We start from the raw sequence: 24,369 nt of genomic DNA, 5'->3' as shown, positions 1-24,369 counted from the left end.
AGCAAGACATGGACGAGAACACCCGCTACCAGGTGCTGCGCAACGACGAGGAGCAGTACTCCCTCTGGCCCGTCGACATCGAGGTGCCCGCCGGCTGGCAGCCCGTCGGCAAGGAGGGCACAGAGGCGGAGTGCTCCGCCTACGTCGACGAGGTGTGGACCGACATGCGGCCGCGGAGCCTGCGCGAGCGCATGGAGAACGCCGAAGCCTGACGTGACGGTCCCACGACACCCCCCGAGGAGCTCATCGTGACCCCCGTGCTGCGCACCGAACACCTGGAGTTCATCCCCTACCGGCCCGAGCACGAGGACGCCTTCGTCTCGCTCCTGCGCAACGCGGAGGTGTGCCGCTGGATGGGCCAGGACCTCGTGCCCGAGCCGCAGATCCGCGCGCTGTTCAAGGCGATCCTGACCGAGGTGTACCCCAAGGAGATGTTCGACGTGTGGGGCCTGTGGCTGGACGGCGCTTACGCGGGCCACGCGGAGGTGAAGCGGACCGGCAACGTCGACGGCCATGAGCTGATCGCCGCCCTCGCCCCGGAGTTCTGGGGCCGGGGCCTGGGCTCCGAGGTGGTCCGCGGCCTGATCCGCTACGCCGCCGACGAGCTCGGCCTCAAGGAGGTCTACGGCCTGGTGGGCGCGGAGAACACCCCGAGCCTGACGATGTGCGAGCGGCTGGGCTTCCGGCACCTGCGCGACTCGGTCGACGAGGACGGCTCGGTGGCGAAGGTGGTGGTCATCTCCACGGCCGACGTGAGGTGATCCGGTCGGCCCGAGGCGTGGTCCGGCCCCCGGCGCGTTCGACCGCGCCGGGGGCCGGACGGCGACCGTTCAGGCCGAGGGCACGGCGCCGAGGGCGTGGACACCGGTGCGGCTGGCGCGGTAGACCGCTGTTCCGGTGGCGGCGAGGGAGATCCGGGTGAACTCGGTGTCGGAGCGGAGGTGCTCCGGCTCGTCCTGCCAGCGGAGCCGGCCCGTCGCGAGGTCGTACGCGTACAGGCGGTCGTCGTTCGTCCCGACGTACGCGGTGCCGTCGGCGGCGGTCATGGAGCTCTCCCCGCGGCCGAGGCCGACGGGCGTGGTGGCCGTCCAACGGGTGTCGCCGGTGTCCGCGTCGAGCACCGTGAGCGCGTTCCCGCTGAGCAGACAGACCGTCCCGTCGGTGACCACCGGCGGGCAGCTTGTCAGCATCCTCGGCTGCGCGCGCCGCCAGCGCACCCGGCCGGTCGTCGCGTCCAGCGCGAGGACAGCCGGGTTCCTCATCTCCGGGCCGTCACAGTCCGCGAGATAGGCGACGCCCTGCCGGACGGCGGGACCGCCCTTGACCTGGACCGCGCGGACGGCGTTCTGCTCCCAGCGCTGCTCGCCGCTGTGGATGTCGAACGCGCGGAGTCCCGTGGGCCGGCCGGGGGTGTACACGGTGTCTCCGGCGACGACCGGTACGCCGGAGCTGTTCGGTGGGCCGCTCCAGCGCAGGCTGCCGTCGGCCACGTCGTAGGAGCGGAGCGTGGTCCCGTAGGGCGCGAGCACCCCGCCACTGCCGACGGCGGGACCCTGCTCCCACGGGACGTCGCGCCAATCGGGAACGGGCACCTCCCAACGCGCCTCGCCCGATTCCGCGGCGAGGACGTGCACCCGGGTCGGGGTGGTCACGCAGACCACTCCGTCCCCCACTGCCAGCGGCAGTCCGGAGGGTGTGTCGGCGATCTCGGGCGTGCTGACCGCCTTGCTCCAGCGGACGGCACCGGTGCGCGGGTCGAGAGCGCTCACCCGGCCGTCGTACCCGGAGACGTAGAGGCTTGCCTGCGGCTCCGCGGGCAGGACTATTTGGCGGCCGGGGGCCGTCGTGCTCCAGATCCGGGGGCCGTGCGCGGGGTCCCGGCGCGCCCACCACCCGGCTCCCGCCGAGACCGTGAGGGCGCCCAGGCCGCCTGCGGCGCTCAACAGCAGTCTCCTGCGGTTGATCCGGTACTGGCGGGGGTCGTTCTGCCGGGGCTCGTGCTGCGTCGCGTCGGAGTTCACACCTGACATGACCTCGCGCACCGATCAGATGGTTGCACCGGCGCCGGAAGCGGGGTTGCGGCGCCACGGGCCCGACTGCCGTGGCCGGGTCGGAGGGCCGCCGGGCTGGACGACCCGCTGCGGGCGGACGGCGACCGCGTCACCGGGTGGCCGGGCCGAGGTGGGCGTCCAGGGTGGCGCGCAGCAGCGGGTCGATGTCCGTACCGCCGGTGACGAGCCGCAGGCTGCCCCAGGCGCGCAGTTGGGCGAGGCCGTGCAGGTTGGCCCAGAGGGCGGCGGTGGCGGCGGTCGGGTCGTCGCGCTGCGGGTGGACCTCGGCGACCAGGCCGGCGAAGGTCAGGAACAGCGGCAGGGTGGTACGGCGGAGTTCGGTGCCGCTGCCCTCCAGCAGGTCGTGACGGAACATCAGCTCGAACATGCCGGGGTTCGCCGCCGCGAAGCCGAGGTAGGCGCGGGCGAGGGTGTCGATGCGGGTGCGCGCGTCGGCTCCGCTGGTGGCGACGAGGGCGTCGGCGCCCGCGAGGGAGTCCGTGAGCTTCCCGAAGCCGTGCCGGGCGATGGCGGCGAGCAGTTCGCGGTGGGTGGCGAAGTAGCGGCGCGGCGCTCCGTGCGAGACCCCGGCGTGGCGGGCGATCTCGCGCAGGCCGAGCGCGTGCACGCCCTCCCGCGCCACCAGCTCGACGCCGGCGGCCACCAGCCGGCCGCGCAGGTCCCTGTCCTGATCATTCATGGACACTGTCTACCAGCCGGTAGTAGACAGTGTCTACTCGCGCTCCTGCGGATGCCCGGGAAAGAATCGGGGGCATGGACGAAGGCGGCGAGTCGGCCTGTTGGCTGGACCGGGTGTGCCCGGAGTGCGGGCGGCTGCGCGATCGGCTCGGCCCCGGGTCGTGCGAGAACTGCGGCGCGGGCGATGAGAGCGAGCCGTTGGAGCCGTTGGACCGGGGCGACGGCTGAGTGCCGCCGCCCCCGGCCCGGCGAGCGCTCCTGGCCTCGCGTGTTACTGCGGCGGCTCGTCGCGGAACTGTTGCTTCAGTTTGTCCTGAGCTGCGTCGGTCTGGCTGCTGTACTTGCCCTCGGTGCGTTCGTCGAAGGCGTCACCCGCCTTGTCGATGCCCTTCTCCGCCTGGTCCTCGTGGCCCTTCAGCAGGCTCTTGAGCTTATCCAGCATGGACATGTGGTCACCCTCCTGGATGAGACGCCCCCACCCCTCCAGGATCACAGCGCAGACCGTCCTGCGCACTTCGCGGCCGCGCGGCGGGCTTGGCAAGGTGATTCCGGTCATGTCAAATCGGGAGTTCACGGACCGTCGGAAGGAGTCGCCTTGAAGCTGCGCAGTCGTCGTCAGACCTCGCCGTTCGACCGTTCCACCCCGTTGGACCGCACCGCCCGGATACTGCGCCCGCGCACCGTCCGTCACCGGAGCCGCGCGGGCGCCGCGCTGACCGCCGCCGCGCTGGTCACCCCGCTGCTGCTGGTCGGTGCCGGCACCGCGAACGCCGACCCGGACCCGGCCCGCCGGGGCGCGAAGCTCGCCGAGCGGCTGGTCGAGGCCAGCAGCGCCGAGGGCGCGCACGAGACGCTGGCCGCGCTGCAACGCTTCGCGGACCGCAACGGCGGTACCAGAGCCGCCGGTTCGAAGGGGCACGAGGAGTCCGCTCGATACATCTACGAGCAGGCGCGCCGGGCCGGGCTCAAGGTGTCCGAGCGGGAGTTCGAGTACACCTTCTTCCAGGCGCGTTCGGAGCACCTGGACGTGGTGTCCCCGCAGGCCGAGTCGGTGCCGGTGATCGCCATGACCTACTCGGTGAGCGGCCCGGAGGCAGGCCTGACCGCCGACCTGGCCGTGGCGCCGGTCAGCGCCACCACCGGCTGCGCGCCGGCGGACTACCCGGCGGGCGCCTTCACCGGCCGGATCGCGCTGATCAGGCGCGGCGGGTGCGGCTTCGGCGCGAAGCAGGCCGCCGCGGCGGCGGCCGGTGCCGTCGGGGCGGTCGTCTACAACAACGCCGACGGCGACCTGAACGGGACCCTGGGCGAGCCGACCGCCGGGAAGGTGCCGACCGGCGGGATCACCAAGGCCGCCGGGGAGGCGCTGGCCGCGAAGGCCGCCGCCGGGCCGGTACGGCTCAGGCTCGACATCCGGACCTCCATGGAGCCGCGCAAGACCTGGAACGTCATCGCCGAGACCCGCGGCGGCGACCCGGAGAACACCGTGATGATCGGTGCCCACCTGGACTCCGTCCCCGCCGGGCCCGGCGTCAACGACAACGGCTCCGGCTCGGCCGGCATCCTGGAGGTCGCCAGGAACCTCAGTGTCCGCCCGGTGAAGAACAAGGTCAGGTTCGCCTGGTGGTCCGCCGAGGAGTTCGGCCTCAAGGGCTCCGAGGCCTACGTGAAGTCACTCTCCGAGGCGGACCGGAAGAAGATCCGGCTCTACCTCAACTTCGACATGATCGCCTCCCCCAACTACGCGCAGTACGTCTACAACGGCTCCGGCAGCGCGGGCGGCGGCGCGGGCCCCGAGGGCTCGGCGCAGATCGAGCGGGACCTGACCGAGTACCTGGACGGCCGCGACCTCCCGCACGACCCCTCCGCCTTCAACGGCCGCTCCGACTACGGACCGTTCATCGACGCGGGCATCCCGGCCGGCGGCACCGACACCGGCGCCGAGGTGATCAAGTCCCCCGAGCAGCAGGCCCGTTACGGCGGCAAAGCGGGCACCGCCTTCGACTCCTGCTACCACAAGGCCTGCGACGACCTGGACAACATCGACATGGACGCCTTCGACGTCAACATCGACGTGATCGCGCACGCCGTCGGCACCTACGCCTGGGACCTCTCCTCGCTCCAGCGGCCGGTACCGGCACAGCAGCCCGGACCGGTCCGGCGTCCGGCCGCTCAGACCACCGCCGGCGCGGGTATGAGCGATCCGGGCAGTGCCTCCGGCGGAGCGACCGACGCCCACGAGGTGACCGCCTGACGCCCGGGTGGGCCCGCTGCCGTCCTCGGGCGGCGGGCCCACCCGCCCGCCGTGCGCATACCGTCCATCCGGAGCCTCCCCTCCGACATCGCCCCTGATGGGGCCGGGCGCGAGTCACCGTAGCGGGCACCACTGATAATCCGGCCCGGGCCCTGTACGGTGCCGCGCGGAGCGCATCCGCCGAGACCCGGTGGGTGCGCCGAACCCGGTCCTGACACCATGGGACCGAGATCACGACACCGTGACACCCTCGGAGGAGTCAGCAACATGAGCACGCACTACGACGTCGTCGTCCTCGGCGCGGGCCCCGGCGGCTACACCGCCGCCGTCCGCTCGGCCCAGCTGGGTCTGAAGGTCGCGGTCATCGAGGCCAAGTACTGGGGCGGCGTCTGCCTCAACGTCGGCTGCATTCCCTCCAAGGCCCTGCTGCGCAACGCCGAGCTCGCCCACATCTTCACCAAGGAGGCCAAGACCTTCGGCATCAAGGTCGAGGGCCAGGTGACCTTCGACTTCGGCGAGGCCTTCCGCCGCAGCCGCTCGGTGGCCGACGGCCGGGTCAAGGGCGTCCACTACCTGATGAAGAAGAACGGCATCACCGAGTACGACGGCTGGGGCACCTTCGTCGACGACCACACCCTCCAGGTCGCGCTCAGCGGCGGCGGCTTCGACGTCGTCACCTTCGACCACTGCATCATCGCGGCCGGCGCCACCACCCGTCTGCTGCCCGGCACCAGTCTGAGCGACCGCGTGGTCACCTACGAGGAGCAGATCCTCACCGAGCAGCTGCCGGAGAGCATCATCATCGCGGGCGCCGGCGCGATCGGCGTCGAGTTCGCCTACGTGCTGCACAACTACGGCGTGAAGGTCACCATCGTCGAGTTCCTGGACCGCGTGGTCCCGCTGGAGGACGTCGAGGTCTCCACCGAACTCGCCAAGCAGTACCGCAAGCTGGGCATCGAGGTGCTCACCTCCACCCGGGTCGAGTCGATCGACGACAGCGACCCGAACGCCAAGGTCCGCGTCACCGTCACCAAGGACGGCCAGCAGCAGGTGCTGGAGGCCGACAAGGTGCTCCAGGCGATCGGCTTCGCGCCGCGGGTCAACGGCTACGGCCTGGAGAACACCGGGGTCAAGCTCACCGACCGCAACGCCATCGCGGTGGACGGCCGCGGCCGCACCAGCGTCGACCACATCTTCGCGATCGGCGACGTCACCGCCAAGCTGATGCTCGCGCACGCCGCCGAGACGATGGCCGTGATCGCCGCCGAGACCATCGGCGGGGCGGAGACGATGGAGGTCGACTTCGTCATGATCCCGCGCGCCACCTACTGCCAGCCGCAGATCGCCTCCTTCGGCTACACCGAGGCGCAGGCCCGCGAGCTGGGCCACGACGTCAAGGTCGCCAAGTTCCCGTTCACCGCGAACGGCAAGGCGCACGGCCTCGGCCACCCGATCGGCTTCGTCAAGGTCATCAGCGACAACAAGCACGGTGAGCTGCTCGGCGCCCACCTGATCGGCCCCGAGGTCACCGAACTGCTGCCCGAGCTGACCCTGGCCCAGCAGTGGGACCTCACCGTCCACGAGGTCGCCCGCAACGTGCACGCCCACCCGACCCTGGGCGAGGCGGTCAAGGAGGCCATCCACGGCCTGGCCGGCCACATGATCAACATGTGACGGACCCCAGATCCGACACCGTGCCCCGCCGGGACCCCGGCGGGGCACGGGCGTGTCTCACCCACCGGCCGGCTCCCGCAGCGCCCGGTGGGTGAGCACCGCCCCCACCGTGGACAGCACGGCGAGGACCACCCCGAGGGCGTGCAGGGCCCCCGTGAAGCCCGCCGCGAGCGCCTCCCGCCGGGCCGGGTCCACCTGGCCCTGGACGGCGTGGGCGGCGAGCCGGGCCGCCTCGGCGCCGGGGAGGCCCGGCAGGTGGGCGGCGGTCAGCGCGGTGAGCAGCGCGGCCGCGCCGGAGACCGCGACCGACTCGCCGGTGATCCGCATCGTGTTGAAGACGCCCGCCGCGGCCCCGGCGCGCTCGACCGGGACGGTGCTCACCGCCGCGTCGTCCATCACCCCGAACGCCAGCCCCACCCCGGCGCCGAAGGGCAGCAGCGGCACCGCCAGTGCCGCCCAGGACGCGTCGTCGCGCACCGTGACCAGCAGCAGGGCGCCCAGCGCGATCAGCGCCGAGGCGGCGGTCAGCACCGTACGGACGGACAGCGCCGAGGCCAGCCGGCCCGCCGGCAGCGGTAGCAGCAGGACGGGTGCGGTCAGTGGCAGCAGGAGCAGACCGCTGGTCAGCACGCTGCGGCCGCCCACCCCCTGGAGGTAGGCGGGCAGGTAGACCAGCAGCACCACGAAGCCGAGGGTCACGGTGAACGGCTGGCACACCACGGCGAGGAACTCGGGCCGCCGGAAGAGCCGGAGGTCGAACATCGCCCGCTCCGGTCGGCGCAGCTCCACCACCGCGAAGGCGGCCATCAGCAGTGCCGCGCCGACCAGCGGCAGCAGTGTGCCCGGCGCCGTCCAACCGGAGCCGGTGGCCCGCACCAGCGCGAGGGACAGCGCGACGAGCCCGGCGGTGAAGCAGCCCAGCCCGGCCAGGTCGAGCGGCGGGCGGTCCGGGCGGCGGGACTCCGGCGCCCGGGTGGCGCACAGGTACGCGGGCAGGGCCAGCGCCGCGACCAGCAGGAACACCGCCCGCCAGCCGCCCGCCTGCACCAGCGCGCCGGCCACCGGGGGCCCCACCGCCAGGCCGGTGCCGAAGGAGGTGCCCAGCACCCCGAAGGCCAGCTGCCGGCGCCGCCCTGACGTCGAGTCGGCCAGCACCGCCGCGCCCGCCGCCAGGACGGCCGCGGCCCCGCAGCCCTGCACCGCGCGGGCCACGTCGACCACCGCCATCGACGGCGCGAGCGCGACCAGCAGGGACAGCGCCCCGACCAGCGCGATCCCGGCCAGCAGCACCCGGCGTCGGCCGAGGCGGTCGGCGAGGCCGCCGGCGGCCAGCGGCAGGGCGGCGAAGGTGATGTTGAAGGCGTTCAGCATCCACTGGGCGGCGTCGGTCGAGGCGCCGAGCCGCGCGGCCATGCCGGGCAGTGCGACGGCGGCGCCGGTCACCGAGAACGGCAGCATCGCGCTGGCGCAGCCGACCGCGCCGACAGTGGCCCAGTAGTGGCCCCGGCCGAGGTCCGCGGTGGTCGGGAGGGGTGGGGAAGTGGTCATGCGCCGATGGTTCGCGGACGGTGACGGCGGATGAAGGGAGTCCCGTTCCCTGGGTCCGACAGGGCCACCTTCAGGCCCCCGCAGCCCCGTTCCGCGCCGCCATACTGGAGCGCATGGCCGACCCGAACCCGCTCGCCGGCAGCCTCGGCGAGTACCTGCGCACCCGCCGGGCCCTGCTCACCCCCGAGGAGGCCGGGCTGCCGCCGACCGGGCGCCGCCGGGTGCCGGGGCTGCGGCGCGAGGAGGTCGCGGAACTGGTCGGCCTCAGCACCGACTACTACGTGCGCCTGGAGCAGGGCCGCGCCGACCGGCCCTCTGACGAGGTGCTGGACGCGATCGGCCGGGCGCTGCGGCTCGGCCCCGCCGAGCGCGCCCACCTGTACGACCTGGCCCGCCCGCCGCGCCGCTCGGCCGCGGGGCGACCGGCGCCGGGGCGGCCGCAGGAGCTGCGCCCGGCGCTGCGGCGGGTGGTCGAGGCGATGGCGGCCACCCCCGCCCTGGTCATGAACGACCGTAACGACGTGTTGGCCTGGAACCGGCTGGCGGCCGCGCTGATCGCGGACTTCCCCCGACTCCCGCCGCGCGAGCGGAACATGGCCCGCAGGATCTTCCTCGACCCGAACGCTCCCGAGGTCCACCTCGACTGGGCGGAGGCCGCCCGCACCACCGTCGGCATCCTGCGGATGGCCGCCGGTCGGCGGCCGCACGACCCCGAACTCGTCCGCCTGATCGGCGAACTCTCGCTCGGCAGCGCGGAGTTCCGCTCCCTGTGGGCCGGCCGCGAGGTGCACGAGAAGAGCCACGGCGCCAAGCGCTTCCACCACCCGGCCGTCGGGGAGATCGCCCTCGACTACGAGAGCTTCCGCGCCCCCGGCGCCGCCCACCACCTGCTGGTGGTCTACACGGCTGCGCCCGGGAGCCGCGCCGAGGAGGCGCTCAGCCTCCTCGGCGCGCTCACGGCGGAACCCGTCGGCCGGTGACCGCCGGGCCCTGGTGGCCGCCGACCGCGGTGCCGTCCGTCAGTGCAGCCGGGTGCGCAGCCAGTCCGTGACCTCCGGGGTGACCGGGTCGGTGAGGTCGGCGAACTCGTCGTGCTTGGTGAGGAACTTGGCCACGTACGGGCAGACCGGCACGATCCGCTTCCCGGCGGCGCGGACGTCGGTCAGCGCCTCCTGGACGAGCTGCCCGGCCAGGCCCCGTCCGGCGAAGGCCTCGTCGACCACGGTGTGGTGGAAGACCCGCTGCGCGTCGCGGTCCAGGTACTCGGTGAACCCGGCGAGCTCGCCGTCGACCAGGATCTCGTAGCGGTGCCGGTCGTCCGCCCGTTGGACGACGGGAGTGCTGGGAGTGCTCACGGTGAAGGCCTTTCGCTCGCGGGGCCCGTACGGGCTTTCGGTGCGGGGCCAGGGTAGCCCTCGCCCCGCCCGGGTCAGGGCGGTGCGGGCGTCGCCCGGTTCACGGCAGGCCCGGCGTCGCCCGGTTCAGGGCAGCAGGAGGATGCGCCCGAGGTGGGAGCGCTCCTCCAGCAGCCGGTGGGCGGTGGCCGCCTCGGCGAGCGGGAGGCGGGCGTGCACGGCGGTGCGCAGCCGTCCGGACGCGAAGTGCTCGGCGGACTCCTCGATGTCCCGGCGGGCGAGGTCCGGTCGGGCCGTGCGCCAGGCGATCAGGGAGAAGCCCACCACCGCGCGGAGGCCGAACAGCGGCATGACCGGCACGCTGCCCGGTTCGCCGTCGGCGGCGCCGTACACGACCACCCGGCCGAGCGGGGCGAGCACCTCCAGGCTGCGGTGCAGGACCGCGCCGCCGACCGAGTCGAGGACGAGGTCCACGCCCTGCGGCGCGGCCGCGCGCACCTGCTCCGGCCAGTCGGCGTCGGTGTAGTCGACGGCGACGTCCGCGCCGAGCTCCCGGACGAAGTCGAGCTTGGCCTTCGAACCGGCGGTGGCGATCACCGTTGCGGCGCCGAGCAGCTTGGCCGACTGGACGGCCAGGTGACCGATCCCGCCTGCGCCGGCGTGCACCAGCACGGTCTCGCCGGCGGCGAGCCGACCGGTACGCAGCGCCCCGAGCGCCACCGGCGCGCCCATCGGCAGCATGCTGGCCGCGCCGAGGTCGAGCCCGTCCGGCACCGGGGCCAGCCAGGCGGCGTCGGCGAGCACGAACTCGGCGAAGGCGTCCTCGGCGAGCGCCCCGACCCGTCGCCCGAGCAGGTCCTCGACCACGCCTGGGCCGACCGCCTCGACGGTCCCGACGACATCGCCGGTCAGGATGCCCGGCAGCGGCCGGTGGAAGATCGATCCGGCGGGCGCCCCGCGCCGGAACCTGGTGTCCACGAAGTTCGCCCCGATCGCCTCCGTGCGCAGCAGGACCTGGCCCTGCCCCGGGGTCGGGACGTCGGCCTCCTCGGCCGTCAGGACCTCGGGGCCGCCGTACTGGTGGTACCGGACTCGTTGCATGGTGCCCTCCCTCGATGGGGCCGGCCCGGGATAAACTGGACCAGCGGTCAGCTTTCACTCGTGACCGTACTGGACCGCCGGTCCAGTTGTCCACGGGTACGAGACGAACAGGGACGGGCAGCCCATGGCCGAGGGCCGACGCGAACGCGCCGACGCGATCCGGAACCGGCGCGCGATCCTGCGCGCCACCGAGGAACTCCTCGCCGGCCACCGGCCCGAGCAGATCTCGATGGAGCAGGTCGCGGCCGCCGCCGGGGTCGGCAAGGGGACGGTCTTCCACCGCTTCGGCAGCCGGATGGGCCTGATGCTCGCGCTGATGAAGGAGCGGGCGCTCGACCTGGACGAGGCCCTGCGCGACGGGCCGCCGCCGCTGGGCCCCGGTGCCCCGCCCCGCGAGCGCATGCTCGCCTTCCTGGACGCCGTGGTCGCGGTGGTCACCCGCAACAAGAGCCTGCTCGCCGCGCTCGGCCACGCCGCCGCCACCACGCCGAAGGCGCCCGACCAGGGCCCGCCCGGCGACCACCCGGTCTACCGCTCCTGGCACGGCCACCTGAGCGCGCTGATCGCCGAACAGCGCCCGGACCTGGACGCCGAGCTGCTCGCCCACCTCCTGCTCGGCTCCCTGCAGAGCGACCCGGTCCTGCGGCTGATGGAACAGGGCGAGGGGCAGCGGCTCGCCGACGGGCTACGGGAGCTGGCCACCTCGCTGGTCGACCACTGACGTCCGCCCGGTGATCGGCGCTCGGTGCTCCGGTTGTCCGGCTCGGCGGTCCGGGCCCCACGACCGGGCCCCGTGACTGGGCCGAACGTGCGACGGCCGAGGGCGCGAGGCCGTTGCGCACCCTCCGACGGGCTTCGCCCCCTAACGTTGGGCGCGACCTCCCCGCCCCGGAGCCGCGCGCCCGGCCCGGACCGGGGCGGATCGCGGGAGGCCGCACGGACCGTCACGACAACGGTCCGTCGCAACAAACGGAACGTCGGATCAGCGGATGAGTGGAGGGGCCGGTTGCGGGAGCGGTCCGCGGAGACGCAGCAGCTGCCGCTGGTGGTCCAGTACGGCCACCATTCCTGGCTGGTGCCCGCGGCGCTGCTGGTGATGGTCGTTGTCGTGGACGGGCTCACGCCGCACACCTTCGCCTCCGTCAGCTGGCTGGTGCTGGTCCCCGTGGTCGCCGCCGGGCTCTGCGGCCCGCTGCTCACCGCGGTCTTCTCCTGCCTCTCGATCGCCGCCTACCCGGCGCTGGACAGCATCTGGGCCAAGTCCCAGGGCATGGAGGACTTCCTGCTGGTGATCGCCGGGGCCGTCCTCGCGGTGCCGGTCAGCGTCTTCCGTGCCCAGGGGGCCGCATACGTCCGGCATCTGCAGGGCGCCGCCGAGACCACCCGGCAGGTGGTGCTGCGCCCGGTGCCGCCGGGCTGGGGCGGAGTGGACTCGGCGGCCCGCTACCTGGCGGCGGACATCGAGGCCCGGGTGGGCGGAGACTTCTACGACGTCGTGGCCACCCCCTACGGCGCCAGGGTCATCCTCGGCGATGTCCAGGGCAAGGGACTGCCGGCCGTCTCCACGGCGGCGGCCCTGGTCGGCTGCTTCCGGGAGGCCGCCTTCCAGGAGGAGGACCTGGCGACCGTCGCCGTCCGGCTCGAAGAGCGGCTGCTGCGGCAGAACCGGCTGTCGGCCCGACTGGGCGAGAAGGAGGAACGGTTCGTCACGGCGGTCATCGTCTGGTTCCCCGATGACGAGCCGGGCGACATCCGGATGGTCAACTTCGGTCACGACGGCCCCCACGTCCTGGGCCCGGCCGGCGTACGGCAGCTGCCGTCGGGAGGCGGCGCGCCGATCGGCCTCGCCCAACTGGCCGGCGGGCTCCCGGAGGTCCGGCGCCTGCGCCTGGGGGCGGACGAGACCGTACTGATCGTCTCCGACGGGGTCACCGAGGCCCGCGACCGACAGGGCGCGTTCTTCGGCCTCCGCGCGCACCTGGAACGCCTGGCCGGCCTGCCCGGGGCCGCCGAGCCCGAACGCCTGGTGGACGACGTCGCCTCCGCCGTCGTACGGCACACCGGCGGCCGCCGGACCGACGACACCGCGCTGATCGCCGTCCGGCGGTCCACCGGGGCGCCGATGGACCGACTGCGGTAGCGCGGCCGGACGACCATCGGCGCGGCTTCCGCCCCGGCCCGGGGAACTCCGGAGAATGGTCGGACGCCCTTCCCCCCGCCACCCCTGAGAGTCCCCGTGGTCGCTCTGCTCGTCCTGGTGTCCTTGCTGTTCGCGTGGACCCTGGTGTCGGACCGGATGGCCCGATGGAGCATCACCGGCCCGATCGCCTTCGCGCTGGCGGGCGTCATCCTGACCCGGGGCGCCGACCCCGTCGTCCCGCTCGACCTGGAGACCCACGCCTTCGAGCGGGCCGTCGAACTCGTCCTGGCCGTCGTCCTGTTCACGGACGCGACCGAGGCCCGGGGCTACGAGCCGATGGGCAGGTCGATCGGGCAGGGCCGACTGCTGAGCCTGGCACTGCCCGCCTCCGTCGCCCTGGCCGTTCAGTCCGCCCGAACGCCACGCGATCGGCTGGCTCGGTCCGCGCGGCGTCACGTCGATCGTCTTCGCGCTGCTCGCGTACGCCCAGATCCCGGAGCACGACGGAACCTTCGTCCTGAACGTGATGTGCACGACCGTGCTGCTCAGCGTCATCCTGCACGGCATCACCCCGGAACCGATCGCCCGCTGGTTCCAGCGCCACCCCCAGCCGAAGGCGGGGCCCGCCGAGGCGGGACCCGCCCGGTGATCCTCAGGCCCGCAGCTGCGCCGCGGCGAGGGAGGGTCGCGGGATCCGGCTGATCACCGAGCCGATCAGGGTGCCGATCGACACCCCGAACACCGCCGACACGGCGGCCAGCACCGACTGCGCCCCGTTGCCGACCTCGATCTGCGCGGTGTTCAGCAGACCGAAGGAGCCCGGCACCACGATCCAGAACGCGGGCAGGTAGAGCACCTGCCACAGCGGGCCGCCGGGCAGCCAGTGCACGACGGTCGCGGCGACGGCGGCGCTGACCGCGCCGGCCAGACCTCCGATCGCCGCGCCGTGGACCGAGCTCACCGCCACCTGGACGGTGACGCTGACCGCGATCACCGCGACGATCCACGGGATGGCCGACGGCGGGGTGTTCACATTGACCACCACGCCGGCCACCGCGAGCGCCAGCCCCAGCCCGATCACCCACCAACTCGGCTTGGCCACCTGGATGTTGGCGAGGGCGGAGGCGGGCATGCCGATCGCCGTCGTGGCGGCGGCCACCCCGGCGAGGAAGAGCGCCAGCTGCACCGCGCCGGACACCAGCCGGGCCGTCCCGGCACTGGCGGCGCCCGCCGCGATCTCCGACAGCCCGGTGACCAGCAGTCCGCCCGGCAGCAGGATCGCCAGGGTGGCCACGATGGTGCGCAGCGGACCGTCCAGCAGCGAGGCCCGGGCGAGCGAGAGGACCAGCAGCGCGACCAGGAACCCGGCCGTGACGGGCAGCAGCGGCCGCAGCCGGGGCAGGCGGCGGGCCAGCATGGTCAGCCCGGCCACGATCAGCGAGCCGGCCCCGGCCGCCAGCACGTTCGCCGTCACCGGCTGGAGGAAGATGCAGACGCCCACCCCGACCGGCAGCGCCCCGAGGTCCGCCACCCAGGCGGGCCAGCGGGCCGGCGCCCGGTGGATCCGCTCCAACTCGGCGAGCGCCTGGTGCCCGTCGACCTCGCCCGCGCGCAGCCGGTGCACCAGGTCGAGGACGTCCGCCGTCTGCTCGAACCGGAGCGCGGCGCCGACCGGCTGGAACCGGGTGGCCCCGTCCGCGTCCAGGGCCACGAACAGGCCGTTGGTCAGGGCGGCGACCCGTACGTTCGGAGCCCCCATCGCCGCTCCCAACGCGTGGAGCTCCTCCTCGACGTCGTGGACGGGAATGCCGCCGCCCAGGAGGGCGTCGCCCAGTTCGAGCAGCAGGCGGCGGAGCGGGTCCGGTGGGGCCTCGGGGTCCCGGACCGATGGAGACTTGCTAGACATGGCAGGTATCGTCCCATCCCGCCCGAATCGGTCCGACTGTGCCCTGGTCTGTTCGCGCTGGTCCGTTCGCGATCGGGTGCGCGGGATCCCAGGAGCCACCACCGGGTCCGGAAGGCGTGGGTCGATAATCTGTCCGCCTGGTCGGGCATCGCCCGCCCCGTGCACCGCAGCAGGGCACTCGATGATTCGCGCGATCCTGCAGGCCAACGCGGGCTGCTCGGTGGCGTTGCGCGCCAGGCGCTTCATCTCGTACCCACCGCCTTGGCCGGCAGGGTCCGTTATCGCCGCGCTGTAGAGTGACCGCCACACTGTCACTTTGAGTGATGAAAAGGGAGTCGCATGGTGACGGCTGCTGGTGTGACGGACGGCTGGAACAACGAGGCCGAGGTGTGGCTGCTCATCGGGACCGGGCTGTGCATGCCGCGGATCTTCGGGGAGCTGAACACCGCCCTGGAAAGGGAGTTCGGGCAGCGGTACGCGGTGGTGAGCACCGAGGACCTGCTGCTGGGAGTGAAGGGCGGCCGGCTGACCCTGCACGACCTGACCGGGCGAGCGGTGCGGACGCCGAAGGTCGTGTATGCGCGGCTGTCCAGCCCCCGAGTGAGCACCGACCGGGAGATCACCCTGCTGCGGCAGTTGCAGGAGATGGGTGCCACCCTGCTCAACCCGCCCGAGACGGTGCTGGCCTGCGTCAACAAGTTCTGGCAGCTGCAACAGTTCGCCCTGGCGGGGCTGCCTGTGCCCGACACCCTCAGCTACACGGACGCGCCCATGGGCGCCGTGATCCGGGCCGGAGTGCCGGAGCCGTGCGTGGTCAAGGCGGTCCGGGGCCAGCGCGGTCAGCAGGTGTTCCTCGCGCCGGACGCGGCCATGCTGTCCGCGGTGCACGGCAGCCTGCGCCAGGACGTCCCGTACCTGTTCCAGCACTACGTGGCCAGCTCACACGGGCGTGACCTGCGGGTGGTCGTGATCGACGGTCAGGCCGTGGCGGCACAGGTGAGGACCGCCCGCGACGGCGGGCTGCAGTCGAACCTGGCCCAGGGCGGCACCGCCGAGCTGTGCCTGGGCCGGTACCGGGCGGGCGAGGCGCTGGCGGTGCAGGCCGCGAAGACGCTGGGTCTGGGCGTGTGCGGGGTGGACCTGCTGTTCGGGGCGGACGGCGGATTCGTGCTCTGCGAGGTCAACGTCAACGTCGGATGGCGCGAACCGATGCGCGAGGTCACCCCGGCCATCGTCGCCGCCTGCCGCCGACGGCTGGAGGAGCACTGACTGCCGGGACCTGCCCGGCCGGTAGCCCGGAACTCGACCACCGCCCGGCGACGTTCGGGGCGGACGGCGCCCCCCAGGGCATCCTGTTGCCGCGACGCGCGCTTGGGCCATGATGGCCTGTATGGGCGAGGACTTGGCGGACCTGACCCCGATCACGCCGGACGGGCACCTCGGACCGGCGGACCAGCACCCGGGCATTCGGGACCGGGAATACCGGCGACGGCGCCACGCCGTGACAGCGCCGGCGCGCGGCCACCAGCTGGGAGATCCGGCACCGTTGGTCAGTTACACGGAGTCGGAGCACGCGACCTGGCGCGCCGTGCATGCCGCCCTCGTCGCCGCGTACGAGGGCCGGGTGTGTCCCGAGGTGCTGGCAGCCCGTGAGGAGGCCCGGCTCCCGCCGGACCACGTCCCGCAGCTCTCCGAGGTTGGTGCCCGGCTGAGGTCGCTGACCGGCTTCGACTTCACGCCCGCCGGGGGGCCGGTGCGGAACAGGCGGTTCCTGGGGGCGCTGGCGGAGGGCTACTTCCACGCGGCGCAGTACGTCCGGCACCCGGCGATGCCGCTCTACACCCCCGAGCCGGACATCATCCACGACGTGTTCGGCCACGGGGCACATCTCGCATCGCCGTGGTTCGCCGACCTGTACCGCCTGGTCGGCGCGGCCGCTGCACGGGCCGTGAGCGAGGACACGCTGGACCTCATCAGCCGGGTGTACTGGTTCAGCCTGGAGTACGGCGTCGTGGCCGACCGGAGTGGGGTGCGGGCGTACGGCGCCGCGCTGCTCACCTCCTACGGCGAACTCCGTCGCCTGCGGCTGGCCGGGATCCGGGGCTGGGACATCGCCGACATCGCTCGGACGTCGTACCGGACGTTCGGATACCAGCCCGTGCTGTTCGGTGTCCGCTCGCTCGACCACCTGGCCGATGCCCTCCACGAGTTCCTGAACGATGTCGACGAGGACACCGGCGCCCGGCTCGGGCTGCCCACCACCGGACCGTGACAGCCGACCGGCCCCTCCCGCCGACAGCCGGCCGGGCACGCAGTGCTTTCCCGTCCCGTACGTCCTGGTCTACCGGCCGACCGCGTACGCCTGCCGGTAGCGCGGGTCGGCCCCCGCGGACAGGACACCGGTCTCCGGGTCGCGAGCCACCGCGCAGAGCTGCCCCTGCGACCAGGGGCCGCTGACCTTCACCAGGTGCCCACGGCGGCGCAGTTCGGCGGTCGTCGACTCCCCGACGCGGGACTCCACCACGACGCTCGCCGGGTTCATCGCGCGCGGGTAGAAGGAGGAGGGGAAGCTTTCGGTCCGCCAGTTCGGAGCGTCGATCGCACCCTGGAGGTCGAGTCCGCCGCGCTGCCGGTCCCGCAGGACCACGGCGAGGAAGAAGTGCAGGCTCCACTGGTCCTGGTTGTCCCCGCCCGGAGTGCCGAACGCCAGCACCGGCTGCCCGTCCCGCAGGGCCAGGGACGGGGAGAGGGTGGTGCGCGGACGACGGCCGGGGGCGAGGGAGTTGGGCAGTCCAGGCGTCAACAGGGCCATCTGGAGCCGGGTCCCGAGCGGGAAACCGAGGCCCGGCACCACCGGGTTGGACTGCAGCCAACCGCCGCTGGGCGTGGCCGAGACCAGATTGCCCCAGCGGTCGACCACGTCCAGATGGCAGGTGTCACCGCGCGGCGCGCCGTTCTCGGCGATCGTCGGTTCGCCCGAGCCCGCATCCGTCGCCGGGTCCACGGGAGTTCGCCGCCGTACGTGCGCTCCCAGCTTCGGCACCCGACCGCCCGGCCGGCCCGGGCGCAGCTCGGCCGAGGCCCGCCCGGTGATCAGCGCGCGGCGCTGCTCGGTGTAGCCGGGCGCGAGCAGCTCGGCCGGTGCGACCGCGGTACCGTCGCCGTACCAGGCCTCGCGGTCGGCCATCGCCAGCTTGGTGCCCTCGATCAGCCGATGGAGGAAGTCCGCGTCGCCGTACTCCGGCGTACTGTGCGTCAAGGTCTCGGGTAGCAGCGCGAGTTGCTGCAGGAAGACCGGGCCCTGGCTCCACAGGCCGGGCTTGCACACCGTCCAGCCGTTCCAGTCGTAGCTGACCGGCTCCTCGTACCCCGCCTCGAAGGAGAAACCGACAGCCCGACGCCCCGCCCGGGCCGGTGTGCCGGCTTCGGGCGGGGCGAACCGGCAGGGCGGTGTTCAGTCGAGCGCGGCGAAGGCGCCGGGCTCGAAGGAGCCGCCCAGGTTGTGCACGATCACGCTCATCCGGTTGGCCGCGTTGATCATCGCGACCAGGCAGACCAGCGTGCCGACCTGGTCGTCGTCGTAGTGCTTGCGCACCTCGGCCCAGGTCGCGTCGGAGACGCCCGGGGAGGCGTCCGCGAGCCGGGTGCCCTCCTCGGTGAGTGCCAGCGCCGCGCGCTCGGCCTCGGTGAACACGGTGCTGTGCCGCCAGCCGGCGACCAGGTTGAGCCGCAGCGGGGTCTCCCCGTGGCCCGCGGCCTCCTTGCTGTGGATGTCGATGCAGAAGCCGCAGCCGTTGATCTGACTGGCGCGCAGCATGACCAGGTCCTGCACGGCCTCGGGGAGCGTCGACTCCTGGATCGCCTGCGAGGTGCTGAAGAAACGCTTGGCGACCTTGGCGGCGGTCGGGCCGGCGAGCAGGTTGAAGCGGTTTTCCACGGTGTCGTCCTCACTCGTTCTCGTCGTGCGCATCCGCGCCGGACGACCACAAGATGCGGACGGCACCGCGTCTGTGACGGCGGGCGGTTGTGACGCACGCCACCGCCCGGGGGTGTCACAGGGCGGCGGCCGGCGGTGTCCCGTGTGCAGCGTGACAAGGCGGAACCGAGCGCGACCAAGCGCAACCGACACCGAGAGGCAGGAGCCGGGCATGAGCGAGCACCCCACGGCGGCCGGGCACCCCACGGACGCGGCGACCGAGGCCTTCCTCGCCCACCGCAACCTGCTGTTCACCGTCGCCTACGAGATCCTCGGCTCGGCCGCCGACGCCGAGGACGTGCTGCAGGAGACCTGGCTGCGGTGGGTGGGCGTCGACCTCTCCACCGTCCGGGACCACCGCGCCTACCTGGTGCGGATCGGCACCCGCCAGGCGCTCGGCCGGCTGCGGACGCTGGCCCGCCGCCGCGAGTCGTACGTCGGCCCGTGGCTGCCCGAGCCGCTGCTGACCGCGCCCGACGTGGCGGAGGACGTCGAACTGGCGGAGAGCGTCTCGATGGCGATGCTGCTGGTGCTGGAGACCCTCGCGCCGACCGAGCGCGCGGTGTTCGTGCTGCGCGAGGTGTTCGGGCTGGAGTACGGGGAGATCGCCGAGGCCGTGGACAAGTCCCAGGCCGCCGTCCGGCAGATCGCCCACCGGGCCCGCGCCCATGTCGCCGCGCGCCGCCCGCGCGGGGCGGTGTCGGCCGTCGAGGCCCGGCGGGCGGTCGAGGCCTTCCAACGGGCCGTCGAGACGGGCGATCTGCGGGCCCTGCTCGACCTGCTCGCCCCCGACGTGGTCCTGGTGGGCGACGGCGGGGGAGTGGTCCAGGCGACTCCGGCCCCCGTGGTGGGCGCCGAGCTGGTGGCCGGGCTGCTGTGCGGGATCACCCGGCGGGCGGTCTCGCTGCGGGCGGAGCAGGTCAACGGCCGCCCGGCGCTGGTGGTCCGGCTGGACGGTGAGGTCGACACCGTGCTGGCGCTGCGGCTGGACGAGGGTCTGGTCACCGGCCTGTACGCGGTGCGCAACCCCCAGAAGCTGTCCCGGATGACCCGGGAGACCGTGCTGAGCCGCTGACCGGCGCCCCCGGGCTTTCTCACCCCTCGGTGGTCGGCTCCTGCCCCTGGGCGAAGGCGATCAGCTGCTCGGTCGACCAGGCCAGCCGGCCGGCGCGCAGGTCGTCCAGCACCGCGTCCAGCCAGTCGGCCTCCGCCCGGGTGGTGGCGCGCAGGTACTCCGTCTCCAGCAGGGTGATCCGGGGCAGGCCGATCCGGGCGCCCTGGGCGAGGTCGGCCTCCAGCTGGGCCAGCGTCGCCCGCACCCGCGCCAGCCGGTCCTCCAGCGCCCGGACGATCTCCTCCGGCGTCAGCAGCAGCACGTGGGAGAGCGCCGCCGGGAACTCCGGGAACTCCTGCTTGGGCGCGGAGAGCATCTCCAGCAGCCAGGCGCGGGCGGTCTCCCGGCCGGTACCGGTGATCTCGTAGACGGTCCGCTCCGGGTAGAGCTGGTCGCGCTCGGTCTCGCGGACCGTGATCAGCCCGGCCGCGAGCAGGCGCTCGATGGTGCGGTACAGGCTCGCGCGTTGACCGACGTTGACGACCTGGTCCTTGCCCCACTGCTTGATCAGCCGCTGCACGCCGTACGGGTGCAGCGGCTTGTAGTGCAGCAGGGCGAGGACGGTGAGGGCGAGCGGGGAGCTGCGCAGCGGGGTGGTGGCCATGCCTCGATTCTATCCCCAGAAGAACTAGTTGCACTGAAACTAGTCCGGGTGCATGATGGAACCACGCCGGGCGACCGACCGGCACCTCAACCCGCCTGGGAGGAAACCGAGATGAGCATCACCACCGCCCTGACCGACGTTGCGGCCGTCGAGCGCATCCAGGCCGACCACGCCGCCGTCAAGCGGATGGGCCACTGGACCGAGGCCCGGCGGATCGAGGTACGGGCCCGCCGCGGCGCCGTGGTCCTCGACCTGCGCTCGCCGAACATCCCCGACGAGGTCGAGATCCACCTCGAACTGCAGCGCGCCATGGTCAAGTTGCTGCTCCCCGAGGACGCCGGGCTGGACCACTGGGACCTGCGCTGGAGCGCCCGCGGCAAGGTCAAGGACCACCAGGCCCCGGCCGGGGCCGGCGCCCGCCGGGTGCGGCTGACCGGCACCGTCTCCGACGGCGAGATCCGGATCCACCGCGGCGGCGTCGCGATCGTCTCCGCGATGCTCTCCCGCGAGTACCTGGACGACCTGCGCGCCGCGAACCGCGAGGGCCGGATGCCGATCGTCGACGATCCGGCCCGCACCGCGAACTGACCGGCGGGCGTCGGGCCGGGTCCTGTGTCGCCGAGGCTCTGAACTACCCGTACGCCGAGCGGTAGTAGGCCGGCCGCCGCCGCCGGCGCCGCGCCGAGGACGGTGCGGCGGCGCGGGGTCGTCGCGGTCATGGCGGGAAGGGTGGCCCGACTCCGGTCAGGGCGCTGGGGCCGGTGAGTCCGTGAACGCCCGACCCCGGAGACGGCGACACCGCCGGGCCCTCGGCGAAGAGGACCCGGCGGTGCCGGGGTGTTGCGGGTACGGCCGTGCGTCAGGCGCGGCGACCGCGCTTGCGGCGGGCGAGGAAGATCGCGCCGCCACCGACCGCGAGCAGGGCGACGGCCGCGGCCGCGATCGGCCCGGTGTTGGAGTCGGCGCCGGTCTCGGCCAGCGGCGGGCCGGAGACGGTGCTGGTGGCGCCGGCGACGGCGGTGTTGCCGGTGCCGTCGGTCGAGGTCGCCGTACCGGCCGGGGTGCCCGCCGGGGTGGTGGCCGAGGAGCCGCCGGTGGGCTGGCCGGACGGGGTCGAGTCGCCGCCGGCCGGCTGGCCGGTGGTCGGGTCCAGGATCAGGGTGGACGACTGCGCGTTCTTGAAGTCGAACATGCCCTCGATGGAGCCGGCGTGCTCGTCGAAGGAGGAGTCGCCGATCCGGCCGGTCTTCCAGTTGTCCTCGACGAAGCGCAGGATCGAGGTCTGGTCGGTCTGGGTGTGGTCGACGAAGTTGGACTTGGCGTACGGGGACGCGACCAGCAGCGGCAGGCGCGGGCCGAAGCCGCAGCGGTCGGCGTAGCCGCCCCAGCCGGCGTCCTTGCCGCACTGGCCGGCGCCGCTCAGGCTGTCGTTGGCGGCGTCGCGCGAGCCGTTGGCCGGCTCGGCGAACTTGTGGTCGTACCAGCCGTCCGAGTCGTCGTAGGCGATGACGACGGCGGTGGAGGCCCAGTCCTTGGACTTCTGCAGCTTGTTCAGGGTGTCGACGACGAAGTGCTGCTCGTCCAGCGGGTCGGAGTAACCCGCGTGGCCGTCCTGGTAGTTGGCGGCCTTCAGGTAGCTGACGGCCGGCAGGTTGCCGTGCTGGAGGGCGGCGTCGAAGTCGGTCAGGTCGTACTGGTGGTTCGCCTGGCCGTCGTGGCCGATCTCGTCCACGTCCTTCGGCGCCAGGTGCTTCGGGTTCGCCGTGGACTTGTAGTACTGGAACGGCTCGTGGTGCGGGTTGTAGTCGGTCTGCGAGGCGCCGACGATGTTGTTGTGCGCGGCGGCGCAGACGGCCTTGCCGTCCTTGGTGTCGGTCGGCTTGAAGCCGCCCTGGAACCAACCCCAGCTGACACCCTTGTCGTTGAGCAGGTCACCGACGTTCTTGCCGGTCATCACCAGCTGATTGTGCGCGGGGTTGGAGCACTCGTCGAAGCCCGGGTCGGGGTCGTTGATGACGGTGCCGATGCCCTTGGCGTCCGGGGAGGCGACCACGTAGGCGTCGGTGGTCTGCTGACCGGTCTTCGGGTCCACCGGGTAGCCGCCGTGCGTCTGGCCGGTGACCAGGTTGATCGCGCCCGGGGTGGAGGGGCCGTAGTTGGTGCCGAAGGAGTTGTCGCTCATCGCGAAGCGCTGGGCGTAGTTCCAGTAGCCGGTGACGGTGTTGCCGTCGTAGTAGTCCATCACCAGGCCGGGCGCGGTGTACATCGGGGCCTTGCAGCTCTCGATGTCGGTGTGCTCGACGAACTTGTCCATCTTGCCGCCGTCGAAGGCGAGCTGCTCGTCCTTGTAGGTGTGGTCCTGGTCGCAGGTGACGGCCTGGGCCGGGCTCAGCCGCTGCGGGTTGTTCCGGTTCGGGTTCTTGTGGAGCAGGTCGTCGCTGAGGCCGTCGACCTTGGGGGTGCCGGGCTTGGCGGTGAACTTCACCTTGTCGTCGGCGGTGTTGGCCGCGTTCGGGTAGGTGCCGAAGTAGTGGTCGAAGGAGACGTTCTCCTGGAATATGACCACCAGGTGCTTGATCGGCGTGGCGGTCTGCGGGCCGTCGGCCGCGAAGGCGGCGGGGGTGCCGCCGAACGCGGTCAGCGAGGCCGCACCGATCAGGCCGGCACCGTACCGGAGCCACCGCTTGCGGGTGGGAACTGCGTGCATGGTTGGTTCCTCGACGTCATCGTCATCTGTGTCAGAAGTTGGGGCCGTGACGCGCGTAGCGCGACATCAGCGGCTCGAAACTAGACACAGGAGGTGAACGCGGTCAACAGGTGCATGTAAACCCGAGGTTAACCGCAGTGGTCCGGAACGATGCGTCAGGACTGCTATTCGGCAGACAAGTACGTCGAATGCCTGTCGAATGGGGCGATTGCGGGATACCCGCCCGACGGTTTCAGGCCAGTAGCGTCGCCTCCACTCCCGCCAGCACCGCGGCCAGGCCCTGCTCGAAGCCTCGGTCGAAGTCCTGGAACATCTCCCGGCCCGCTTCGGCGGCCAGCGGGTGGGCGGCCAGCCGCTCGGCGCGCGCCTCCAGGTCGTAACCCTCCTCGCCGTCGAAGGGGTTGGGGCCCATGGACTGCTCCTCGATGACGAAGCCGACGGTGTAGCTGTAGGCCGTGTACCAGGCCCGGGCGGCGGCCGCCGGGCTGAAGCCGGCCTCGATCAGCAGTCGCAGCGAGGCTTCCAAGCCTGACGCGTACGAGGTGTCCTTGACTCTCTCCCCCTCCTTCGGAAGGGGGATTCCCCTCAGTCTTGCGGCTGAGCCGCTGCGCGTGAGCACACCGGTTGGGATCGTTCCTGTTTCCCGGCCGACGGCGGAAGGGAGGCCCCTTGCCGACTTACACCAGCTCCGCAGGCATCGCCGGAGTCGCCCCCGGCTACGGCTCGACCAGCCGCAAGGATGTTCTTCGCCGCGTTGATGTCCCGGTCGTGCCGGGTGCGACAGGTGGGGCACGTCCAGTGCCGGGTGTTCAAGGACAGCTCGGCGAGGACGTGTCCGCACGAGGAGCAGGTCTTGGACGATGGGTGCCAGCGGTCGATTACGACGAGCTGGCGGCCGTAGCGTTCGCACTTGTACTCAAGTTGGCGGCGGAACTCGCCCCAGCCCGCGTCGCTTATCGACCGGGCCAGCGTGGGGTTCTTCACCATGCCGGACACGTTGAGGTCCTCGATGGCGATCAGGTCCGCGTTGCGGACCAGGTTGGTGCTGGCGCGGTGGAGGAAGTCGTTGCGGGCGTTGCGGACCTTGCGGTGGGCGCGGGCGACCTTGGCCTTGGCTTTCTTTCGGTTGTTGCTGCCACGCTGGCTGAAGTTCCCCCGCTGAACTGGACAGCCTGATACTGGGACGGACGGTCCCGGAGGAAGCAGTTCAGGTAGTGAGTGGCAAGAGCAACATGAGCAA

At 72.7% G+C, this 24,369-nt stretch carries 25 protein-coding genes and 1 pseudogene; 13 read left to right on the top strand and 13 right to left on the bottom strand.

The features are described from left to right. The first annotated feature begins 8 nt into the window (after positions 1 to 8). Positions 9 to 212 (top strand): MbtH family NRPS accessory protein, encoded by a 204-nt coding sequence (locus ACGF12_RS10245; RefSeq protein WP_043505857.1) that lies wholly within the window; start codon positions 9 to 11, stop codon positions 210 to 212. Between the two features lie 36 nt (positions 213 to 248). After that, positions 249 to 761: a GNAT family N-acetyltransferase gene (locus ACGF12_RS10240; protein WP_393027847.1), complete on the top strand. Its 513-nt coding sequence runs from the start codon at positions 249 to 251 to the stop codon at positions 759 to 761. A gap of 69 nt (positions 762 to 830) precedes the next feature. On the opposite strand, the gene ACGF12_RS10235 is transcribed toward ACGF12_RS10240, so the two are convergent. Both ACGF12_RS10235 and ACGF12_RS10230 read right to left on the bottom strand, forming a co-directional pair. Further along, positions 831 to 2,042, bottom strand: a complete 1,212-nt coding sequence (locus ACGF12_RS10235; RefSeq protein WP_393027846.1) for a PQQ-binding-like beta-propeller repeat protein — start codon at positions 2,040 to 2,042, stop codon at positions 831 to 833. Positions 2,043 to 2,160: 118 nt separating this feature from the next. Beyond that, entirely contained in the window at positions 2,161 to 2,751 is a 591-nt protein-coding gene (locus tag ACGF12_RS10230; RefSeq protein ID WP_393027845.1) for a TetR/AcrR family transcriptional regulator, read from the bottom strand. Between the two features lie 74 nt (positions 2,752 to 2,825). Between ACGF12_RS10230 and ACGF12_RS10225 the strand changes: the two genes are divergently transcribed. After that, positions 2,826 to 2,978 carry a hypothetical protein gene (locus ACGF12_RS10225; protein ID WP_393027844.1) on the top strand — a complete coding sequence of 51 codons (153 nt, stop codon included), beginning with the start codon at positions 2,826 to 2,828 and terminating at the stop codon, positions 2,976 to 2,978. A 43-nt stretch (positions 2,979 to 3,021) separates the two neighbouring features. Here ACGF12_RS10225 and ACGF12_RS10220 read toward each other — a convergent pair whose 3' ends face one another. Then, positions 3,022 to 3,198: an antitoxin gene (locus ACGF12_RS10220; RefSeq protein WP_393027843.1), complete on the bottom strand. Its 177-nt coding sequence runs from the start codon at positions 3,196 to 3,198 to the stop codon at positions 3,022 to 3,024. A 264-nt stretch (positions 3,199 to 3,462) separates the two neighbouring features. On the opposite strand from ACGF12_RS10220, the gene ACGF12_RS10215 reads away from it, so the two are divergent. Further along, positions 3,463 to 5,004, top strand: coding sequence for a M20/M25/M40 family metallo-hydrolase (locus ACGF12_RS10215; protein ID WP_393027916.1), 1,542 nt, complete (start codon positions 3,463 to 3,465; stop codon positions 5,002 to 5,004). A 267-nt stretch (positions 5,005 to 5,271) separates the two neighbouring features. Beyond that, the gene (lpdA, locus tag ACGF12_RS10210; protein WP_393027842.1) at positions 5,272 to 6,678 is read left to right on the top strand and encodes a dihydrolipoyl dehydrogenase; all 1,407 of its coding nucleotides are present in this window, start codon (positions 5,272 to 5,274) and stop codon (positions 6,676 to 6,678) included. A gap of 57 nt (positions 6,679 to 6,735) precedes the next feature. Here lpdA and ACGF12_RS10205 read toward each other — a convergent pair whose 3' ends face one another. Then, positions 6,736 to 8,226 (bottom strand): MFS transporter, encoded by a 1,491-nt coding sequence (locus ACGF12_RS10205; RefSeq protein ID WP_393027840.1) that lies wholly within the window; start codon positions 8,224 to 8,226, stop codon positions 6,736 to 6,738. A 113-nt stretch (positions 8,227 to 8,339) separates the two neighbouring features. On the opposite strand from ACGF12_RS10205, the gene ACGF12_RS10200 reads away from it, so the two are divergent. Then, positions 8,340 to 9,206, top strand: a complete 867-nt coding sequence (locus ACGF12_RS10200; protein ID WP_393027838.1) for a helix-turn-helix transcriptional regulator — start codon at positions 8,340 to 8,342, stop codon at positions 9,204 to 9,206. Positions 9,207 to 9,245: 39 nt separating this feature from the next. Here the strand turns inward: ACGF12_RS10200 and ACGF12_RS10195 are convergent, their stop codons facing one another. Both ACGF12_RS10195 and ACGF12_RS10190 read right to left on the bottom strand, forming a co-directional pair. After that, complete coding sequence (locus tag ACGF12_RS10195) at positions 9,246 to 9,581, bottom strand: GNAT family N-acetyltransferase (protein WP_393027836.1); 336 nt, start codon at positions 9,579 to 9,581, stop codon at positions 9,246 to 9,248. Between the two features lie 126 nt (positions 9,582 to 9,707). After that, on the bottom strand, positions 9,708 to 10,682 hold the full coding sequence (locus ACGF12_RS10190) for a zinc-binding alcohol dehydrogenase family protein (protein ID WP_393027834.1): 975 nt from the start codon (positions 10,680 to 10,682) through the stop codon (positions 9,708 to 9,710). A 124-nt stretch (positions 10,683 to 10,806) separates the two neighbouring features. Between ACGF12_RS10190 and ACGF12_RS10185 the strand changes: the two genes are divergently transcribed. The 3 genes from ACGF12_RS10185 (at position 10,807) to ACGF12_RS10175 (ending at position 13,471) form a co-directional block, all read left to right on the top strand. Then, positions 10,807 to 11,403, top strand: a complete 597-nt coding sequence (locus tag ACGF12_RS10185; RefSeq protein WP_393027832.1) for a TetR/AcrR family transcriptional regulator — start codon at positions 10,807 to 10,809, stop codon at positions 11,401 to 11,403. Between the two features lie 285 nt (positions 11,404 to 11,688). Beyond that, positions 11,689 to 12,822, top strand: a complete 1,134-nt coding sequence (locus tag ACGF12_RS10180; RefSeq protein WP_393027831.1) for a PP2C family protein-serine/threonine phosphatase — start codon at positions 11,689 to 11,691, stop codon at positions 12,820 to 12,822. A gap of 427 nt (positions 12,823 to 13,249) precedes the next feature. Further along, complete coding sequence (locus ACGF12_RS10175; protein ID WP_393027915.1) at positions 13,250 to 13,471, top strand: hypothetical protein; 222 nt, start codon at positions 13,250 to 13,252, stop codon at positions 13,469 to 13,471. A gap of 3 nt (positions 13,472 to 13,474) precedes the next feature. On the opposite strand, the gene ACGF12_RS10170 is transcribed toward ACGF12_RS10175, so the two are convergent. Further along, the gene (locus ACGF12_RS10170; RefSeq protein ID WP_393027829.1) at positions 13,475 to 14,728 is read right to left on the bottom strand and encodes a threonine/serine exporter family protein; all 1,254 of its coding nucleotides are present in this window, start codon (positions 14,726 to 14,728) and stop codon (positions 13,475 to 13,477) included. Positions 14,729 to 15,067: 339 nt separating this feature from the next. On the opposite strand from ACGF12_RS10170, the gene ACGF12_RS10165 reads away from it, so the two are divergent. After that, entirely contained in the window at positions 15,068 to 15,997 is a 930-nt protein-coding gene (locus ACGF12_RS10165; protein ID WP_393027827.1) for a RimK family alpha-L-glutamate ligase, read from the top strand. Between the two features lie 109 nt (positions 15,998 to 16,106). Further along, the gene (locus ACGF12_RS10160) at positions 16,107 to 17,000 is read left to right on the top strand and encodes a phenylalanine 4-monooxygenase (protein WP_393027825.1); all 894 of its coding nucleotides are present in this window, start codon (positions 16,107 to 16,109) and stop codon (positions 16,998 to 17,000) included. 69 nt (positions 17,001 to 17,069) lie between these two features. Here ACGF12_RS10160 and ACGF12_RS10155 read toward each other — a convergent pair. Both ACGF12_RS10155 and ACGF12_RS10150 read right to left on the bottom strand, forming a co-directional pair. Next, positions 17,070 to 18,107 (bottom strand): annotated as a pseudogene (locus ACGF12_RS10155) (gamma-glutamyltransferase); the annotation flags it as partial. Positions 18,108 to 18,182: 75 nt separating this feature from the next. Further along, entirely contained in the window at positions 18,183 to 18,665 is a 483-nt protein-coding gene (locus ACGF12_RS10150; protein WP_393027823.1) for a carboxymuconolactone decarboxylase family protein, read from the bottom strand. A gap of 211 nt (positions 18,666 to 18,876) precedes the next feature. Between ACGF12_RS10150 and ACGF12_RS10145 the strand changes: the two genes are divergently transcribed. Beyond that, a complete protein-coding gene (locus ACGF12_RS10145) occupies positions 18,877 to 19,779 on the top strand; it encodes an RNA polymerase sigma-70 factor (RefSeq protein ID WP_393027821.1) in 903 nt (300 codons plus the stop codon). 19 nt (positions 19,780 to 19,798) lie between these two features. On the opposite strand, the gene ACGF12_RS10140 is transcribed toward ACGF12_RS10145, so the two are convergent. Then, a complete protein-coding gene (locus tag ACGF12_RS10140; RefSeq protein WP_393027819.1) occupies positions 19,799 to 20,422 on the bottom strand; it encodes a PadR family transcriptional regulator in 624 nt (207 codons plus the stop codon). Positions 20,423 to 20,533: 111 nt separating this feature from the next. Here ACGF12_RS10140 and ACGF12_RS10135 point away from each other — a divergent pair, with 111 nt between their 5' ends. Then, positions 20,534 to 21,010: a hypothetical protein gene (locus ACGF12_RS10135; protein ID WP_393027817.1), complete on the top strand. Its 477-nt coding sequence runs from the start codon at positions 20,534 to 20,536 to the stop codon at positions 21,008 to 21,010. A gap of 271 nt (positions 21,011 to 21,281) precedes the next feature. Here the strand turns inward: ACGF12_RS10135 and ACGF12_RS10130 are convergent, their stop codons facing one another. The 3 genes from ACGF12_RS10130 to ACGF12_RS10120 form a co-directional block, all read right to left on the bottom strand. Further along, a complete protein-coding gene (locus tag ACGF12_RS10130) occupies positions 21,282 to 23,129 on the bottom strand; it encodes a phospholipase C (RefSeq protein ID WP_393027815.1) in 1,848 nt (615 codons plus the stop codon). A 232-nt stretch (positions 23,130 to 23,361) separates the two neighbouring features. Continuing rightward, positions 23,362 to 23,748, bottom strand: coding sequence for a TetR/AcrR family transcriptional regulator C-terminal domain-containing protein (locus ACGF12_RS10125; protein WP_393027813.1), 387 nt, complete (start codon positions 23,746 to 23,748; stop codon positions 23,362 to 23,364). Then, entirely contained in the window at positions 23,715 to 24,335 is a 621-nt protein-coding gene (locus ACGF12_RS10120) for an RNA-guided endonuclease InsQ/TnpB family protein (protein WP_393027914.1), read from the bottom strand. Before ACGF12_RS10120 ends, ACGF12_RS10125 begins: the two co-directional genes overlap by 34 nt. Between the last annotated feature and the right edge of the window lie 34 nt (positions 24,336 to 24,369).

The organism is Kitasatospora sp. NPDC048296 (assembly GCF_043201815.1).
Lineage (GTDB): Bacteria > Actinomycetota > Actinomycetes > Streptomycetales > Streptomycetaceae > Kitasatospora.
The sequence above is the reverse complement of the archived record's forward strand: the minus strand, read 5'-3'. Positions and strand labels throughout refer to the sequence as shown.